This window comes from Microbacterium sp. SCPM-O-B-15248 (M128), assembly GCF_058214835.1.
Genome location: NZ_JBYQLI010000003.1, coordinates 503,618 through 518,218, shown reverse-complemented (window position 1 = coordinate 518,218; position 14,601 = coordinate 503,618). Strand labels below are relative to the sequence as shown.

Annotated in this window: 26 protein-coding genes and 1 pseudogene; all 27 read right to left on the bottom strand. The window is 68.9% G+C overall.

Annotated elements, in window-relative coordinates; translation table 11 throughout:
- Positions 1 to 24 precede the first annotated feature (24 nt).
- Positions 25 to 145 (bottom strand): annotated as a pseudogene (locus AC3E6M_RS08035).
- A 38-nt stretch (positions 146 to 183) separates the two neighbouring features.
- Positions 184 to 1,194 carry a hypothetical protein gene (locus AC3E6M_RS08030; RefSeq protein ID WP_490529591.1) on the bottom strand — a complete coding sequence of 337 codons (1,011 nt, stop codon included), beginning with the start codon at positions 1,192 to 1,194 and terminating at the stop codon, positions 184 to 186.
- A gap of 23 nt (positions 1,195 to 1,217) precedes the next feature.
- The gene (locus AC3E6M_RS08025; protein ID WP_490529590.1) at positions 1,218 to 2,120 is read right to left on the bottom strand and encodes an AAA family ATPase; all 903 of its coding nucleotides are present in this window, start codon (positions 2,118 to 2,120) and stop codon (positions 1,218 to 1,220) included.
- A 63-nt stretch (positions 2,121 to 2,183) separates the two neighbouring features.
- Positions 2,184 to 3,203, bottom strand: coding sequence for a hypothetical protein (locus tag AC3E6M_RS08020; protein ID WP_490529589.1), 1,020 nt, complete (start codon positions 3,201 to 3,203; stop codon positions 2,184 to 2,186).
- A 177-nt stretch (positions 3,204 to 3,380) separates the two neighbouring features.
- Positions 3,381 to 3,701 carry a WhiB family transcriptional regulator gene (locus tag AC3E6M_RS08015; RefSeq protein WP_490529644.1) on the bottom strand — a complete coding sequence of 107 codons (321 nt, stop codon included), beginning with the start codon at positions 3,699 to 3,701 and terminating at the stop codon, positions 3,381 to 3,383.
- Between the two features lie 2 nt (positions 3,702 to 3,703).
- Positions 3,704 to 3,931, bottom strand: a complete 228-nt coding sequence (locus tag AC3E6M_RS08010) for a hypothetical protein (protein WP_490529588.1) — start codon at positions 3,929 to 3,931, stop codon at positions 3,704 to 3,706.
- Between the two features lie 5 nt (positions 3,932 to 3,936).
- Positions 3,937 to 4,239 (bottom strand): hypothetical protein, encoded by a 303-nt coding sequence (locus AC3E6M_RS08005; protein WP_490529587.1) that lies wholly within the window; start codon positions 4,237 to 4,239, stop codon positions 3,937 to 3,939.
- 159 nt (positions 4,240 to 4,398) lie between these two features.
- Entirely contained in the window at positions 4,399 to 4,968 is a 570-nt protein-coding gene (locus AC3E6M_RS08000) for a hypothetical protein (RefSeq protein WP_490529586.1), read from the bottom strand.
- Positions 4,968 to 5,183 (bottom strand): hypothetical protein, encoded by a 216-nt coding sequence (locus AC3E6M_RS07995; protein WP_490529584.1) that lies wholly within the window; start codon positions 5,181 to 5,183, stop codon positions 4,968 to 4,970. Before AC3E6M_RS07995 ends, AC3E6M_RS08000 begins: the two co-directional genes overlap by 1 nt.
- A complete protein-coding gene (locus tag AC3E6M_RS07990; protein ID WP_490529583.1) occupies positions 5,180 to 5,839 on the bottom strand; it encodes a hypothetical protein in 660 nt (219 codons plus the stop codon). The genes AC3E6M_RS07995 and AC3E6M_RS07990 overlap by 4 nt, the downstream gene beginning before the upstream one ends.
- Positions 5,836 to 6,360 carry a hypothetical protein gene (locus AC3E6M_RS07985; RefSeq protein ID WP_490529582.1) on the bottom strand — a complete coding sequence of 175 codons (525 nt, stop codon included), beginning with the start codon at positions 6,358 to 6,360 and terminating at the stop codon, positions 5,836 to 5,838. The genes AC3E6M_RS07990 and AC3E6M_RS07985 overlap by 4 nt, the downstream gene beginning before the upstream one ends.
- On the bottom strand, positions 6,360 to 6,593 hold the full coding sequence (locus tag AC3E6M_RS07980) for a hypothetical protein (protein WP_490529581.1): 234 nt from the start codon (positions 6,591 to 6,593) through the stop codon (positions 6,360 to 6,362). Before AC3E6M_RS07980 ends, AC3E6M_RS07985 begins: the two co-directional genes overlap by 1 nt.
- Positions 6,594 to 6,615: 22 nt before the next feature.
- The gene (locus tag AC3E6M_RS07975) at positions 6,616 to 8,535 is read right to left on the bottom strand and encodes a DEAD/DEAH box helicase (RefSeq protein WP_490529580.1); all 1,920 of its coding nucleotides are present in this window, start codon (positions 8,533 to 8,535) and stop codon (positions 6,616 to 6,618) included.
- 1 nt (position 8,536) lies between these two features.
- A complete protein-coding gene (locus AC3E6M_RS07970) occupies positions 8,537 to 8,839 on the bottom strand; it encodes a hypothetical protein (RefSeq protein ID WP_490529579.1) in 303 nt (100 codons plus the stop codon).
- Positions 8,836 to 9,108 carry a hypothetical protein gene (locus AC3E6M_RS07965; RefSeq protein ID WP_490529578.1) on the bottom strand — a complete coding sequence of 91 codons (273 nt, stop codon included), beginning with the start codon at positions 9,106 to 9,108 and terminating at the stop codon, positions 8,836 to 8,838. The genes AC3E6M_RS07970 and AC3E6M_RS07965 overlap by 4 nt, the downstream gene beginning before the upstream one ends.
- Positions 9,105 to 9,674, bottom strand: coding sequence for a hypothetical protein (locus AC3E6M_RS07960; protein WP_490529577.1), 570 nt, complete (start codon positions 9,672 to 9,674; stop codon positions 9,105 to 9,107). The genes AC3E6M_RS07965 and AC3E6M_RS07960 overlap by 4 nt, the downstream gene beginning before the upstream one ends.
- Positions 9,671 to 9,964 (bottom strand): hypothetical protein, encoded by a 294-nt coding sequence (locus AC3E6M_RS07955; RefSeq protein ID WP_490529576.1) that lies wholly within the window; start codon positions 9,962 to 9,964, stop codon positions 9,671 to 9,673. Before AC3E6M_RS07955 ends, AC3E6M_RS07960 begins: the two co-directional genes overlap by 4 nt.
- A gap of 10 nt (positions 9,965 to 9,974) precedes the next feature.
- Complete coding sequence (locus AC3E6M_RS07950; RefSeq protein ID WP_490529575.1) at positions 9,975 to 10,457, bottom strand: hypothetical protein; 483 nt, start codon at positions 10,455 to 10,457, stop codon at positions 9,975 to 9,977.
- Positions 10,454 to 10,648, bottom strand: coding sequence for a hypothetical protein (locus AC3E6M_RS07945; protein ID WP_490529574.1), 195 nt, complete (start codon positions 10,646 to 10,648; stop codon positions 10,454 to 10,456). The genes AC3E6M_RS07950 and AC3E6M_RS07945 overlap by 4 nt, the downstream gene beginning before the upstream one ends.
- Complete coding sequence (locus tag AC3E6M_RS07940) at positions 10,645 to 10,950, bottom strand: hypothetical protein (protein WP_490529572.1); 306 nt, start codon at positions 10,948 to 10,950, stop codon at positions 10,645 to 10,647. The genes AC3E6M_RS07945 and AC3E6M_RS07940 overlap by 4 nt, the downstream gene beginning before the upstream one ends.
- Entirely contained in the window at positions 10,943 to 12,193 is a 1,251-nt protein-coding gene (locus AC3E6M_RS07935) for an AAA family ATPase (protein WP_490529571.1), read from the bottom strand. The genes AC3E6M_RS07940 and AC3E6M_RS07935 overlap by 8 nt, the downstream gene beginning before the upstream one ends.
- Positions 12,190 to 12,480 carry a hypothetical protein gene (locus AC3E6M_RS07930; protein WP_490529570.1) on the bottom strand — a complete coding sequence of 97 codons (291 nt, stop codon included), beginning with the start codon at positions 12,478 to 12,480 and terminating at the stop codon, positions 12,190 to 12,192. The genes AC3E6M_RS07935 and AC3E6M_RS07930 overlap by 4 nt, the downstream gene beginning before the upstream one ends.
- Positions 12,477 to 13,136 carry a hypothetical protein gene (locus AC3E6M_RS07925; protein ID WP_490529568.1) on the bottom strand — a complete coding sequence of 220 codons (660 nt, stop codon included), beginning with the start codon at positions 13,134 to 13,136 and terminating at the stop codon, positions 12,477 to 12,479. The genes AC3E6M_RS07930 and AC3E6M_RS07925 overlap by 4 nt, the downstream gene beginning before the upstream one ends.
- Positions 13,133 to 13,483 carry a hypothetical protein gene (locus tag AC3E6M_RS07920; RefSeq protein ID WP_490529567.1) on the bottom strand — a complete coding sequence of 117 codons (351 nt, stop codon included), beginning with the start codon at positions 13,481 to 13,483 and terminating at the stop codon, positions 13,133 to 13,135. Before AC3E6M_RS07920 ends, AC3E6M_RS07925 begins: the two co-directional genes overlap by 4 nt.
- Positions 13,480 to 13,806: a hypothetical protein gene (locus AC3E6M_RS07915; protein WP_490529566.1), complete on the bottom strand. Its 327-nt coding sequence runs from the start codon at positions 13,804 to 13,806 to the stop codon at positions 13,480 to 13,482. The genes AC3E6M_RS07920 and AC3E6M_RS07915 overlap by 4 nt, the downstream gene beginning before the upstream one ends.
- Entirely contained in the window at positions 13,803 to 14,315 is a 513-nt protein-coding gene (locus AC3E6M_RS07910; protein WP_490529565.1) for a hypothetical protein, read from the bottom strand. The genes AC3E6M_RS07915 and AC3E6M_RS07910 overlap by 4 nt, the downstream gene beginning before the upstream one ends.
- Positions 14,312 to 14,599, bottom strand: coding sequence for a hypothetical protein (locus tag AC3E6M_RS07905; protein WP_490529564.1), 288 nt, complete (start codon positions 14,597 to 14,599; stop codon positions 14,312 to 14,314). Before AC3E6M_RS07905 ends, AC3E6M_RS07910 begins: the two co-directional genes overlap by 4 nt.
- Positions 14,600 to 14,601 lie beyond the last annotated feature (2 nt).

Here is a 14,601-nt window from a genome sequence, read left to right as displayed (position 1 = left end):
TCCTGTTGTTGTGCGTGGATGAAGTGGTGGACCGGGGAGGATTCGAACCTCCAACCAGACGGCGCCTGCTCGCTGAACCCTGTGCACGGGTCTTCGCTCACAGCCCGGGTGCGCTCTCGCTCTGCCTATTGAGACGTACCGGCCCGTGGTGGGCGGGGAGTGGGGGCTCCCCGCCCGGGTGAATCAGTACCCGCCCTGGCCCACGGCGGCCTGCGCGGCACCGGCGACCGGCCCGGCCCACGCGGCGGGGACGGTGCTGGGCACCTGGACCTGCGCGGGCTGCGCGAGGGGCGCGCCGGGGGCCTGCGGGGCGTCCTGCGGGACGACGTGACCGGGGAAGGCACCTCCGGCGGCATAACCCGCGGGCGGGGCGGCCTGGTGTCCCGTGGGCGCGACACCGGCGTAGGCCGGTACGCCGCCGGGCTGGGGCGCGTAGCCCGTCTGCAGCGGGGCGACCTGGGGCGCGACACCGGGGAGCTGCGGCACGCCGCCGCCAACGGCGGGGACGCCCGCGCCGGGGATGCTGGGCACGCCACCGCCGAGACCGGGGACGGCCCCGCCACCGAGGCCCGGGACGGCTCCACCCTGCGCGGGCGGCGTCCAGTTCGGGTTCAGCCCGCCCTCGGGGGTGAGCCAGGCGGCGACGGTCGCGCCGGGCTGCAGGACGGGGGTCTTCGAGAAGTCGTCCTCGGGGGCGTCGACGCCGTCGATCTGGTTGGAGCCGAGCGGGTTGTACTGGTCCGGCGCGATGGGCGCACCCATGATGATCGTCAGGCGGCGACCCTCGACGTTGGAGGGCAGGGGCTTCTTCGCGAGGATGTCGTCGAGCGGGACGCCCATGACGTTCTGGAAGAAGTTGAAGAACATGCGCGCGGGGGCGCCGATCGTCTTCGCCTCGTCGTTCTTCGCGTTGGGGTTGGGCGCGAAGCGGGAGAACAGGGGGACGCGCACGAAGAAGTGACGACCGGCGGCGGTGGGGCTGTTCTGGAGGATCTGGACGTGGAGGTTGACGACCTTCTTGCCGAAGTTGGCCTTGGTCTGGTCCTTCGTCAGCTCCTCGACGCCGCGGTTCTCGAGGATGATCGCCTGGTAGGCGCCCTTCGGGACGGGCGGGAAGTCACCGCTGGGCAGCGCCTCGGCGGCCTTCTCGGCGGCCTGGGCGGCGTAGTCGTCGATCTCGGGGGTGAAGCTCATGGCGGGGTTCCTCTCTCTGGGGTTCAGGCCGTCGCCGCGAGTGCGGCGGGCTGGGGCTGGGCCGCGGCTGCGGCGATGTCGGTCGGGATGGTGGGGACTTCGGGAGCGGCCGCGTCGAGGGTGATCTCGCCGCGGATGAGGCCATACAGCAGGGGCATCGAGAAGTTCTCGAGGCGGTTCGGGAGGAAGGAGGAGTACCGCTGCTTGGCGATCGCCCCCTCTTCGCCGCTCATGTCGGCGACGATGTTCGTCGCCCCGTTCTCGGCGGTCTCCTTCGTCATGTAGATCACGATGGAGGGGATGCCGGCGGCGGTGTCCTTGACAGAGCCGGCGTACTTCGGTTTGAGCGTGGCGGTGCCGGTCTTCTTCTGCTCGGCCTCGTCGACCTTGGTGTGATTGACGGTGATGCCGAGCATGGTGGGGTGGTTCTGCAGTGCCCAGAGCATGTCGGCGGTCCACTTCGCGACCTCGCCCCACGCTTTGCGGGTGTCCAGCGCGGTGCCGGCGTCGTTGTAGGTGTTCGCGAGGAACCATTCGGCGGCGACGTCCTGCGCGACATCGGCGGTGTCGACGATGAACGCGTTGAAACCGTACGCGGCGCCGTTGGCGATGATGTCCTTGAAGTAGTTGTGGAACTTCAAGAACGCGTCGGGCTTGGTCTTGTCGATCTTGATGATCGTGATGAGCCCCTGGGCATACCGCTGGCGCAGCTCGGGGTCGTTGAGCAGCACCTCGGTTCCGTTGTCGATGTCGAGGACGGCGACGCGCTCGAAGCCGCGGACCTTGGCGATCGTGAGGGCGGCGCGGGACTTACCCTGGCCGGGCTCGGCGTGGATCAGAATGGAGCCGGGCTCACCGAAGTCTTCGGTGGCGGCGACGTCGGCGGCCCAGATGGGCTGCGGAAGCTGGGTGACGTTGTCGGTCATGGTGGGAGTTCCTCTCTCCGTGGGCGGGAAGTCTATGGGCGGTTTGCACACAAAATGCGTGCATCATGCGACGAGTTGGGCGACGACCTCCTCGGGGACCTCGATCGGCGCGCCGAAGACGTCGGTGAAATCGAGGTCGGGGACCCGGTTGAGATCCTGCGTGGCTTCCTTGCAGAACTTGCAGTGAGTGGCGGACTTGAACTCGTGGACGGGCTTGCCCGACTGCACGAGCTGGAAGATGTCGCCGGCGCGTTCGAGGAGGGCATCGGCGTAGTCCGCGTCGTACGCGAACGAGAACACATTGATGTCGTGGACGGCGGTGGGGTCGTCGTACCGGTCGTACTGGGGGTTGTCGAAGAACCCGGTGCCGTCTCGGCTGATGACGACGACGGAGCCGCGCCGCGCACCGATGCCGCGCTGGTAGAGCACGTTCTGGCCGTAGTAGTGCTGGTAGGTGTGCTCGACCTCGAGGAGCAGCTCGGCGTACTCGCGCTCGGAGAGGGAGGTGTTGGCCGTGCGGCGGGTGATCTTCACCCACTGGGGATCCTTCTTGGGATCCAGCTCGAGGAGCACCCACTCCCCCGCGCGTTCGATGTCCTTGTGCTTCGGGCCGTAGCGGGGCTCGCGGCCGGCCTGGATCTCGAGGAAGTCGACCATCGCCAGCGCCGTCTGGCGCTTGAGGAACTTCCAGTCGAGGACGTGGGCGCCCGTGGGGGCGAGGTCGAAGTGGCCGGGGATGGGGCCGTATCCGGGGGCGATGCCGCAGATCACGGCGTCCTCGGCGCGAGCGCCCGGGTAGAGCTTGCGCGCGATCTCCACGCGCTCCTCCATCCCCTTGTGCGAGAGGGTGCCAAGCGCGCGCCCGAAGTAGGGCCGCTCCCAGAACAGCATGCTGCGGTTGTGGCCGGCGAACTCGGCCGCCAGGCAGTTGTCGCACGGGTTGGAGATGTTCGAGGCTCCGAGCTGCACCTGGCGGTCGCGCTCGGTCTCGGCGTTGACCATCTGGACGGTGAGGTAGCGCACGTCCTGGTCCGTGAGGACCCTGTCGGAGGAGCGCGTGGGGGCGCTGGTCAGCGTGTCCATCGGCGCTCCTTGTACTTGGGGTGGTTGCGGGTGGTATCGCCGCGGAATGCGACGCCGGCCGGGCGCTTGCCCGCGCCCTTCCTCCTCCTGGAAAGTCCACCTGTCTTGCTCATTCGATCACTCCTTCACCTCGGGGGATTTGCACCGTATTTGGTGATGGTTTGACCATATACGTGTCTAAGCGGCCAGGTCAAGGCTCTCGGTGGGAGTTTTTCGGCGGAGGTGAAGCTGGCGCCCGTTGTCCCAGACGATGCCGCCATGAACGCCCCACTTCGGCTTTTCGTGGAGGGCGCTCCTTCGGCAGAGGGCGAACAGGTCGCACTTCTCCGACGGCTTATCGCCTTCGCACAAGCGGCGCGCCTCGGCGCGACTGGGCGGCACATCGCCGGTGTATGCCTCCGCATCGCGGGTCGCGCACCGCGGTTGCGGCGCGCTCGGGTCGTGGCGAGCGAGGTCGAGCGCTTCGGCGAACTCCGGGAGGCGCTGCTTCGCGGGCATGCTCACGCGAGCACCTCCCGCAGCTTGTCGGCCAGGCCGGGGCCGGCGGCCTCGAACTCGTCCGCGAGGATGCTCTCGACGGCATCGAGCTGCGCGATCCGCGCGACGGTTGTCAGGTGGTCGCGCCACGCGATGAGATCCTCCTCCAGGGCGTTCTCCCGCCCCTGCACGCGCCGCCAGGTGAGGAACGCCTGGACGGCATCCACCGAATTTTGCACGCTACTGAACATCAGAATCAGACCTCTCGTTTGGGCGCGAACTCATCGTGCAGCGCGCGCAGGGCGGGGTTCTTGAGGATCGTCGGCCAGACGCGCTGCCACTCCTTGAGCTCTACATCGCGTTGGGGCAGCTTCGCCGCCGCCCACTTCGAGGTGCTCTTCTGGCTGTGCGGGGTGCCTTCGGCGGCCCACGGGGCGGGCATGCCGTGGGCCAGCGAGTCGATCACGCCCGGCGAAAGGGAGTCTCGGAACCGCGCGCTCGGCGCCGGCGCCTCCATCCCCCACCCAACCACCCAGCGACGGACGGTGCGGTCGCTCACGCCGAAGTGTTCCGCGATCGCAGACGTGCGGCCGTCGTACCTTCGCAGGGCAGCCCGAACCGACCGGCGCGTGACGCCACGCGTTCTCGGCTGCTCAGTCGGTCTCATGCCGGCTCCCCCTCGGTACTCGTATAAGGGTGCCGTCTCGGGCCCGATGCGTCAAGAGTCGGGCGTGGCATAGGGCTCCTGCACACTCGAGCGGGATGGTTCACCGCACTCGCACTCGCGCCAGTTGAGACCGCACAGGCCGCACGGTGATTCGCTCGAACCGCGAATTGGTCGCGCTGCGGCCCGAAACGCGATGGCCTGAACGACGTGCTGCGGCAGCGCCTCCGGGTGTGGGCGAACCACGGCCTTGCGTACGACGGCAACGCGCCCCGTGTCGCCCACGGTCCACACCCCGCACCCGCCGACGTGCAGGTTGTGGGTGCCGTACATGCCCGCGACCTTCTCGTGGAGCGACTCGGGGATCACGTAGACGAACCGGTGCGTTACGTCGGCCCACGGCGCACGCTTGGCGTACGTGTCGCGTTTCCAGTCGGCGAGGGTGGTCTTGATCTCGATCGCGGTGCGCTGCAGCGTCTTGAACATCAGGGCGTCGATGCGGCGTGTGGGCCGCGACGTGCCTTCCCTCTCCTCCCACAGCCAGTCGTGAATCACCACCTCGGGCACGAACGCGGCGTCGGGGTGCGCGGCGCGGATCGAGTCGAGAATGAAGGCGGCATCCATCACAGGCTCCCATCCGCGTGTTCGGTGGGTCGCCGGTCGCGCCCCTCCTGCTCCTCACACAGGTCACGTCGGAGTCGGTCCCGCTCGTCCGCGATGCGGAGCAGTACGTCGATGTCGGGGATGCTCAAGGTGACGGTGGTGGGCGATTGCGGGTGCCGGTTTGCGCGCCATGAGCGGATCTCGGCGAGGGTGCGGGCGTCGCTCTCGGCGCTCACGACCGGGCCTCCCTCGCGGCAGCGGATCGCGACATGAGCCACTTGTAGACCTGCGAACTTGTGCGACTGACGGCGTGCACGTAGGCGTACGACTCAGCGAGGTCCGCGATTATCTGGGCCTTGGTCTCGGCGTCGTCGGCGTCGGTGACCGTCCCGCGCGCGGGCTCAAAGTTCGTCCCGTGACCCTCGCGTCCGCACGACGGGTGAGCCAGGCCATCGCCCTGCCACTCCGCGAAACCGGTGTGGTGCTCGGGACACCACTCGCACGGTTCGGTGACCGTCCCGCGTAGGCGAACCTCGAACGCTGCCGCATTCCGCTCGATGGATCGATCACGAGCCTCCACGGCTTCCGGATCAATCGGCAGCGTGCCGCGGCCGGGTCCAACCCATCCGTCGAGTCCGGTCGCGTTCCCGTCGTCCCAGATCGCTTCGAGTGCTTCGCGCACGTCGTCGGCGGGCGGGGAAGACAGGGCGGAGAGCAGGTGCTCCAACTCTGCGGCGACCCCGGGCGCATGGCGCAGGTAGTGGTCTCGGCGGTCCTGGCCGTGGGCGAGGAAGTCGTCCCGGCCCCACCGGGAACGCTCATCGTCGGTGGCCGATGGGGCGCCCCTGAATCGGGCCAACGCATCACGCGCCGGCTGCAGGTCGAGCGTCATGCGGTCACCTCCCAGGCATCCTTCGACTGGAAGGTGATCCGCGAGATGATTGTCGCGGTGTGCCCTTCGGCCTCGTTGGAGATCGCGAGTGCCTCCGCGCCCTGGAAGGAGCGGGCCGGCATCTCGATGGTGCGCTCCGAGTCACCGCCGATCGCGACGTCGACGGCCCAGACCTGCTCGGCAGTCAGCTCGATGGCAGTCTGCAGCTCGAGGTCGGAGACGAAGAGGTTGTGGCCGTTGGGCGGGTAGACGGGCTCCCCCGCGGCCCAGCCGCGCGTGCCGTCGTGGCGCGGGGCGCGCTCCCCGTTGAAGACGACGACGACGTTCCAGCCGCCACCCTGCCCATCGGCCATCTGGTACGGGACCATCACCTGATCGGTGCGCGGGAAGTAGAGCAGCTTCCCCTTGAGGTCGTGGGTGTACGTGCGCTGCTGGGGGAGGGCGAGCAGTCTGGCAGCCTGCGACCCCGGCTCAGCCTGGATGTCTCGCGGATCGCGGCTGAGGGCGGCGAAGTCGACCATCAGCCCTTCTCCCCCGCCGCGGCCGCCAGCTCCTTCGCCACGGCGCGCTTGCACGCGGCGCAGTCCTCCTTCGAGTCGCTCGCCTTGAGGCCGCCCGGCGAGATCTCCCCGAAGTAGAACATGAAGTTGCCGCAGAGCGAGTCGGTGCCGCGGATGTAGTGGTACTTGGCGCGGGGCGTGTTCCAGCTCTTCTCGCCCTGCCAGCCCTCAGTAGGGCGTTCGTTGTCGGTCATGGGTGATCCTTTCGTTTGCGTACTAAGCGGCGGTCGCCGCGGTCATGGAGGCGCGCATGTTCCACGCCTTGCCGATCAAGGCCTGGAAGCTCTCGACGTCGACGGAGTCGCGCATCAGGATGCGGGCGTGCTCGAACTCGTCGCGGCCGTTGCGCATCAGGCGGCCAGGACGGAGGTAGCGGCGGATCGCCTGGTCGTTGAGTGCCGGTGAGCCCTCGACGTCGGAGATCCAGGCGACCTTGTCGCACACCTTCTGCAGACCGTCGATGCCGACGCCGAAAGACTGGATGGTGGAGATCAGGACCCGGAACTCGCCGCGGATGAACGCCTGCTTGAGCTTCTCGCGGGCCCCGCGGGACAGGTCCCCGGACCACACCCGAGCGTCGACGCCAGCGCGCTGCAGGCGGGCGGCCATCCAGTGTGCCCCGATCTTCGAGTCGGTGTAGATGCCGACCTGCTGGCCCGCCCAGCGCTCCTCGAGGAGGTAGCGCAGCGGCGCACCCTTGGCGAAGGCTCCTTCCCGAGCGAAGTCGACGGACCCGTCCGCGCGGGTGAGCGCGAGCTCGCCGATCGTGACCTGCCGCATGCGCGTGTGCAGCTCGGCCGGCATATTGACCATGAGGGGCTCCTCGGTGCCCTCGTGGGACCACACCCACGTCATCAGGTCGCGCTTGAGGTCCGCGATCTGCTCAGCCTGCGCGGGACTGGGGTCGACGTACAGCTCCAGCGGCGCCGGAATCGGGTCGTCAGCCTCGCGGCGGATGTAACACGGCAGCGTGGCCACGAACGCGCCAGGCTCCTTCTCCCCCGTGGTGCTCATCACGGGTGCGAGCTTGCCGAGGTGGTCCCGGCGATAGAGGACGTCGCCGTTCTCCTTGAGCACGGGAACGGTCGTGAGATACATCGCCTTCCACAGCGCGTGATTGCTCTCGACGTACTTCTGTCCCGTGACGGGGTCGTCGCCCGGCCAGACCCACCGGGTGACGGAGTGCATATTCTCGGGGTTGTTGAGGAACCACGTGCCGCTCATGGCGAGCTTGAACGCGTTACCCATCGACAGGAGGGTGCGGCGGGCCTGGGAGTGCTTGTTGGCGATCACCTGGCATTCGTCGAGGCCGATGAAGTCGACGGGGTGCTTCTTGAGCTTGGCGCGGAAGGTCGCGAGGTGGTGGGACTTGGTGGCCTGGATGGGGACGAGAGCGGGGCCAATCTGGTCAGGAGTTCCGGGTTCGACAACGCGCCGAACCTGGGCAGGCCCGATCTCTCCCTCTGCCCGGTCGACGAGATGCACCTCGCGCTCGGGGCCCGTGACGCGCTCCTTGAGCTTGGGCCACCCGGTCTTGTTGTCCATCTTCCATCTCGGGCGACCGAGGTCGGGCTTGCCATCCTCGTCCTCGTGATACTCGAGCCGCGACTCGAAATCCTGGGCGACGAGGAAGTGGGAGCCGGCGATGAACACACCGGCCTCGCCCTTGAGGAATGCGGCGAGGTTGAAGCGTCCCGCGATCGTTCCGTTCATCAGGCGGGGAAGGATGGCGCCGTCCGACTGGGCGTAGATGCGGTCGCGGAGCTGGAGGTGGGTGTCGGGGAGGCCGACGACGAGCGCGCGCTGGAAGCCGCCGCGGATGAGCACCTCGGCGAGCTGGCCAGACTTGCCCACGCCCATGTCGTCGGCGAGGAGCGCGCCCTGGGAGCCTTCCGGGTTGGCGTCGGTGCGGCGCTCCTCGAGGATGCGCTGGATCGCCCACTCCTGGGCGGGAGTGATGCGACCGTGCTTCTTCGCCTCGCGCTCATCGAGGGAGGGGTCGCACGGCAGGAACTTGAGGATCTCGCGGACCTTCCGCCCCTCGTGCAGATGCACGAACCGCAGCATGATCTCGGGGAAGTCGTCGTGCGGCTTCCACAGGGATGCGCCACACGAGGGGCAGAGGTCGTTGTGCATGTCAGACTCCGGGCTTGAGGGTGTCGACGAGCGCGGCGACGCCGGCTTCGGTGAGGGCGAGGACGGCGACCGGTTCCGCCGTGAGGCCGCGCGGGCCTCCGGGCCAGAGGAGCAGGTCCGTCACATAGCCACCCATGACCTCGTGCCGCTCGACGGTCCAGTCCGACCCGAACGAGTAGTGGGTCTCGCGGTCCTCGCGGTCCTCAGTCACGGCATCGACGATGCCCTGCCAGATTGCGCGTTCCTCGGGGAGCGTGGGCTCCTTGCCGAGAACCGCGGTGGCGATCTCCTGGGGGGTCTTCACTTCGACTCCCCTCGGATGATAGCCAGGACCGCCTCGATGGCGCCGTTGTTGCCCTGGCGCTCCCAGTCCTCCTCGTCGAACACGCGAGGCGGCTTGGTCTCATCCAGCAGCTTCTCGATCGCTTCGACGAGCTGCGCCCGGTCGGCCTCGATGGCTTCCACGGCCACGTCGCGCGCGAAGAGCGGCTCGGAGGACGTGGTCTTGGGAAAGTCGCTGTACCCGCTCTCGCGAATGACGGCGGTGGCGATCTCCTGGGGCGTCTTCATCACGCGGCCACCTTACTTGCCCACTCGACGATCCGGTCCCGGTAGGTCGAGTCTTCGCCGATGACGAGCGCAACGACCGGGTTGCGCCCCTCCTCCGCCGTCCACGCCTCCGTGAGCGGGAGCACGCGCCCGTCGGCGATCTCGAAGTCGGCCCAGAACGCGCGGCCTGCTCCGTCGATGTCGAGCATGCTGAGCAGCGGTGCGAGGGTGGCCGCGGCCGGCTGGACGCGGATGACGCCGGGCTGGATCCACTCGAACTCGGACACCACCTCATCGGCGGCGCTGACGACCGTGGGGCTGTCGCCGGCGAGCTCCTCGCCGCGCGCGAGGTAGCGGTAGACGGTGGCTCGACCCTCGTGGCCGAACGCCTCCCGCGCGATGCGGGTGGGGCCGAGGCCGGCCTGGCGGGCGGCGTAGGTGGCACGAGCGACCTTGTCGGAGGCTTCCTGGACGCGCTCGGCGATCTCGGCGCGCACGGTGGCCTCGACGGCCTTCCGGAAGGCGCGGTACTCGTCGTCGGCCAGCTTCACGGCCTGGAGCGCGAGGGTCTGCTGCACGGTGATGGTCACAGCGCAGCCCCGATCTCTGCGGGCCGGTCGTGGGCGACGAATGCCTCGCCGAACACGTCGGGGTCGATGTCGAGGCGGTCGAGGACGCGCGGCTCGACGTAGCGGGCCCAGGTGTGCTCGTCGTCGGGGTCGGGCCAGCCGCCGCGCTCGCTCTCCTCGTGGAGGGAGGTCACGGCGCTGGCGATCGCGAGGTCGACGTCGAGCTCGTCGACGGTGATGCCGCGAGCGGCCAGGCGTTCGACGGTCTCGTGGGTGCGGTAGGTGTAGACGGGGACGACGGTGGTATTCACGGGGCGCTCCTTAGCAGTGAGGAAGGTAGGTGGTGAGGGATTCGTCCGCGCCCCAGGCGACGGCGGCGGCATCCGCCTCGCATTCGTCGAGGGGCACGCCGTGGCGGTGCTGGCGGACGTGGGCGAGTTCGTGGAGAACGATGTAGGTCAGGGCCGCGCCCTCCAGGTCCGGCGACAGCACGATGGTCTCGGGGTGTTCGGGGTGGAAGCATCCACCCGATGTGCCGACCGTTAGCCCGCAATTCACGGCGGGGTCGGTGGAGTAGAAGACCTGGACCATCGGCTCACCGCGCTCAGCGAGGATGTCGTAGGCGTCGAGGGTGGCGGGTGCAGGCGGCGTGGTGGGGGCGACGGTCGGTGTGGGCTGGGCCTGGGTGTGCGGGTCAGGCTCGATCTTGACGGCAGTCGGCTGCGCCGCAGCCGCGGCGACGTTGATGGCGGCGAAGGCGGCGACGATGACGACGGCTCCCACGATCGCTCCCGACGACTTCACGCGGCCACCGCTTCCCCGCCGAGCCAGCCGCGCTCCAGGCCGTACCGGAACAGCCGGTCGTAGGCCCGCGCGAGGCGCGCGACGGCAGGGTGGGGGCTGATGTACCGCTCCCCCGCCTCGTTCTCGAGCGTGTACGGCTCAAGCTTCTCCTCGAGCGCTTCCTTCTCGTCCTGCCATTCCGAGCGGGTCACGGCGCGCCTCCTTCCCACGCGTCCCACGCTCGCAGCGCTTCTCCGCGGGCGACACGGGCGGCGTGATCCCGGGTGCGGAACGTGCCGAGGTCTTCGTGGCCGACGATCTGGAAGCGACGCTCGGGGGTGGGGCGGAGGAGCGCGGTTTCCCCGTCGGGGAAGACGACGCCCAGCGCCCGCCAGTAGACGCCGGAGCGCTCGAACCGGGGGTACCAGTCGTCGCGGGCGAGGTTGGCGCGCATGGCGCCGAGACGGACGCCGGCGCGGCCGGGCGCGAAGGTGGCGAAGGTGGTGTCAGTCATCGAGCTTGCCTTCCCTGATGGTGAAGCCGACCTGGCGGCTGCCGTCGCGGTCGCGCTCCATGAGCACGGTGTAGCCGCGCTGCTCGGCGATCGCGCGGACCCGTTCGAGGGAGGTGTCGTCGAGCATGTCGCCGGTGCGGATGATGACGAGCTTGATCTCGGGGTTCTCGGCGGTGGCGACGGCGAGGGCGACCTGGAGGCGGGCGGCAGTGTTGACCTGCCCGAACGGCACGCCGTCGAACGTGATGCCGGTCTCGTCCACGCCGAGGCCGGGGACGGGGAAGTTCGCGGCGGCGAGCCCGTCGCGCTTCTGCTGCTCGATCCGGTCGATGATCGCCTGCTGTGCCTCGTGGCGGGAGCGCGTGGCGTTCAGCTCACCCTCCAGCTTGAGGCGCTCGCGGGCCGCGCGGACGTTCGCGTTCACCGCGTCGACGGACGCGAGCTGCGTCTCGATCCCGGTGGTGTCCACGAGGGTCTGGGCCGCGTGCTCGCGGGCCTGGGCGAGCTGCGCGGTGAGGGCTTCGCGCTGGGCTCGGGCCTGCTCCAGGGCGGCGAGGAGGCGCTGCTCCTCGGCTTCCCACTGCGTGATGGCGTTCTCCATCGCGCTCGCCTGGTTCTGTGACTGCGTGATCGAGGTGTTCCAGTCACGGGCCTGCTGGAGGTCGGCGAGGAGGCCGAGGCTCGTGACCTCCTCGGCGGGCGTGCCGACGGGGACCTCGGGGGCGCTGGCGAGTGCGCCTTCGAGGCGCTTCACGTCCCGGCCAGCTTCGCGGCGCGCGTCCTCGGCGTTGACCTTCTCGCGGTCGAGCGCGTCGAGGTCGAACGGGAGGGAGACCTTGGCGAGCAGGGCGTCGCGCTGCTTGCGCGCGTCGAGGTTGAGGAAGGTCACGGGGTCGAAGATGACGCCACCGGTGAGCTTGGCGACAACGTCGGACGGCTTCGGGAAGCGCGTGCCGTCGAGGCTGACGACCTCGAGCTTGCCGCCGTCGTCCTTCTTCCAGGTGCGGGTGATGCGGATGCCGAGGTTGGTGTCCACGAACTCGGCGCGCGCCTCGTCTTCGCCGTCGCGGATGGGCTTCGGGGTGAGCTTGGTGCCGCGGGCATCGAAGAGTTCGCAGATCCCGTCGATGAAGCTGGACTTGCCCGCCCCGTTGGCTCCTGCGATGACGACGAGGGATCCCTCGGGTTGGAGCGTGATCTCTCGCACGCCCTTGTAGTTCTTGACGGTGAAGCTCTGGGTCACGGGGTGGTCTCCTGTTCTGCGTCGTACCAGATCGAGTAGGTCTGGCCGGTGATTGTGGTGAGGTAGTTGCGGATCGCGGCGGCGGCGTCGAAGTCGGACTCGAACACCGCCAGCTCGTCGTCCCGCTCGATGCCGTAGTCGCTGTTCACGGGGGCGAACACGCCATGCGGCAGGGCGCCCTCGTAGGGGGTGAGGTTGACGGCTTCGCCGCTCTCGTCGACGAGCCAGATCATGCCCTCGAAGGCGATCCGCTCGTCACCGGTGGCGCGGTACTCCCGGGCCGTCACCGGACGACCTCTACTCGGATCACCCAGCGACCGTCAGGTCGCTTCTCCCAGCGTCCGACACTGGTGCTCGCGCCGTCGGGGAACTCGGTCTCGATGAATGTGGGGGCGATGGGGCCAGGTTCGCCGTCGAAGACGAAATCCACGACCTCGGTGTGGCGAGTGTCCACCATGCCGGGAGCGTTCTCGGGCTCCCAGTCCTCCCAGGACGCCTGGATGCCGGACTGGTGCACAGCTTCGAGTCCGGCGAGGTGCGACATGCGGGGAGTCCACGAGTTCGTGCGAGGAATCGCGCGACCCGCGGCGACATAGATCTCGTCGAGGTCGGCAGACGAGCGAGGCGCCGTGGTTGCCGGGTCGATGAGGGCGCGGAGGGCCGACGCGAGACGGTACTCACGGCGCCGCTGGTCGCTGATCGAGCGGGGTTCGGTGTGCTCGTCGTACTCGGCGAGGGCCGCCCGCGCAGCCTCGTACCGGTCGCTCGCGCTGGTGGCGGGGATGCGCTGGTCGCGGTCGGCGCGGATGCCGTCCTCGATGAACGAGGCAAGCTGCGCCAGGTCTTCGATGACAGGCTCGTGCGCGCCGGTCTCGGGGTTCTCCGTGTCGGACAGGGTGGCCGTCTCGGCGACGTCGCGCGCGATCTCTTCGGGGGTCTTCACTGGTCGTCCTCCTCGGTGACGTGGGGCCACTCTTCTTGGTCCATGTGGTCGGGGTCCGGCTCGTGCTCCCACTCGCCGCCGACGGCTTCCACGATGTGCTGGAAGTTGTCGCGGACGGCCTGGAGGAGTTCGATCTCCGAGTCGTTGCTGTCGCCCTCGGCGGCGTCGTAGGTGAGGTCGATGGCGTGGCGGGCTGCGGGGAGTTCGCCGACGAGCTGAGCGCGATCGGCTTCGATGGCGGCGGCGAGCATGTCGGCCAGTTCGGTTGCCGAGATGGTGCGCTGCTCGCTGTAGGGCCAGGTAAGCGTGTCGACGAACTCGTCGGCGATCTGGTCGGGGGTCTTCACGTCAGGCTCCATTCCTCGCCGGTCTCCGGGCCTCCGTCGTAGATTCGGCCGTCGTTGATGTAGACGCGGACGCGGCCAATGTTCGCTGGAGTGTCGATCTGCACGATGAGAATGGGGACCTCGGGGGTCTCGTCGTCGGAGCGCACCTCGTCCTCCGCGCGCGGGGTCCAGTCGTAGGCGTGAAGGTCGTCGAGGCGGCCGCCACGCTGAGCCCTGTCAGCCTCGATCCCCTGTGCGATCAGCTCCCTCACGGTCCGCTCATCGGAGGTGTCGAGCAGCCAGTGACCGAGGGTGACGGCGGCGATCTCGTCGGGAGTCTTCATGCCTGCGCTCCCTCCGGGTCGAGGGCGTTCACCAAGGCGCGCAGGGCGTCCTGCTGCTCCTGTGTCGCCGCGGTGTCGCTGTGATCGAGGGCCGCGCGACCGGCGGCGACGAGCGCGCGCAGGTTGGCGGGCACCAGCTCGCTCTCGCGCCTCTCGCTCTCGACCTCGGCGCCGTTCTCGTAGACGCTCACCGACTGCCCCACCTCTTCGTCGTCCCACTCCTCGTGATGGGTGATCCGGCCGGTCGTCTTCGACAGTTCGATCAGGGCTTCGATCGCGTCGTCAGCCCGCCATTTGCTGTGCCCGCTGATCTTGATGACGCCGTCGGGGTCGGCGTCGCGCCCCTTGATCTCGTATCCGAGCGGACTCATGCGGTCCGGGAAGCCGACGCGAGTGTCGTCCTCGTCGCGGCCCTCCCAGATTTCCCCGTCGCGGGTGAGGGCATCCGGCAGGGTGTCGAGCGTGAGCGCGCCGGGGCGCTCGATGGTGATGACGTTCCAGGTGCTCATGCGTTCTCCTTCGTTTCGGGGGCCGCGACGATGCCGGCGGCGTAGTTCAGGCCTGTGATGATCTGGCCTGCGGTGGGGTTGGATGCCCAGTGGCACGCTTCGTTCAGCGTGAACGCGCGCATGAAGGTGCTGCGGTCGAGGCGAATCTTCTTGGCATCCGCCCATGCGGCCGGATGCTGGCTCTCGGCGGCGTTGGCGATCCGGGCGCGCTCCTCGGTGGACAGGCTGGGGAACAGCGCGAGCGCGTCGAACAGACGTGCGGCGTCGTCGTGGTGCAGGCTCACCG

Coding starts and splice junctions, on each gene's coding strand:
- AC3E6M_RS08030 (WP_490529591.1), bottom strand. CDS start 1,194: ATGAGCTTCACCCCCGAGATCGACGACTACGCCGCCCAGGCCGCCGAG.
- AC3E6M_RS08025 (WP_490529590.1), bottom strand. CDS start 2,120: ATGACCGACAACGTCACCCAGCTTCCGCAGCCCATCTGGGCCGCCGAC.
- AC3E6M_RS08020 (WP_490529589.1), bottom strand. CDS start 3,203: ATGGACACGCTGACCAGCGCCCCCACGCGCTCCTCCGACAGGGTCCTC.
- AC3E6M_RS08015 (WP_490529644.1), bottom strand. CDS start 3,701: ATGCCCGCGAAGCAGCGCCTCCCGGAGTTCGCCGAAGCGCTCGACCTC.
- AC3E6M_RS08010 (WP_490529588.1), bottom strand. CDS start 3,931: ATGTTCAGTAGCGTGCAAAATTCGGTGGATGCCGTCCAGGCGTTCCTC.
- AC3E6M_RS08000 (WP_490529586.1), bottom strand. CDS start 4,968: ATGGATGCCGCCTTCATTCTCGACTCGATCCGCGCCGCGCACCCCGAC.
- AC3E6M_RS07990 (WP_490529583.1), bottom strand. CDS start 5,839: ATGACGCTCGACCTGCAGCCGGCGCGTGATGCGTTGGCCCGATTCAGG.
- AC3E6M_RS07985 (WP_490529582.1), bottom strand. CDS start 6,360: ATGGTCGACTTCGCCGCCCTCAGCCGCGATCCGCGAGACATCCAGGCT.
- AC3E6M_RS07980 (WP_490529581.1), bottom strand. CDS start 6,593: ATGACCGACAACGAACGCCCTACTGAGGGCTGGCAGGGCGAGAAGAGC.
- AC3E6M_RS07975 (WP_490529580.1), bottom strand. CDS start 8,535: ATGCACAACGACCTCTGCCCCTCGTGTGGCGCATCCCTGTGGAAGCCG.
- AC3E6M_RS07940 (WP_490529572.1), bottom strand. CDS start 10,950: ATGACTGACACCACCTTCGCCACCTTCGCGCCCGGCCGCGCCGGCGTC.
- AC3E6M_RS07915 (WP_490529566.1), bottom strand. CDS start 13,806: ATGAAGACTCCCGACGAGATCGCCGCCGTCACCCTCGGTCACTGGCTG.
- AC3E6M_RS07910 (WP_490529565.1), bottom strand. CDS start 14,315: ATGAGCACCTGGAACGTCATCACCATCGAGCGCCCCGGCGCGCTCACG.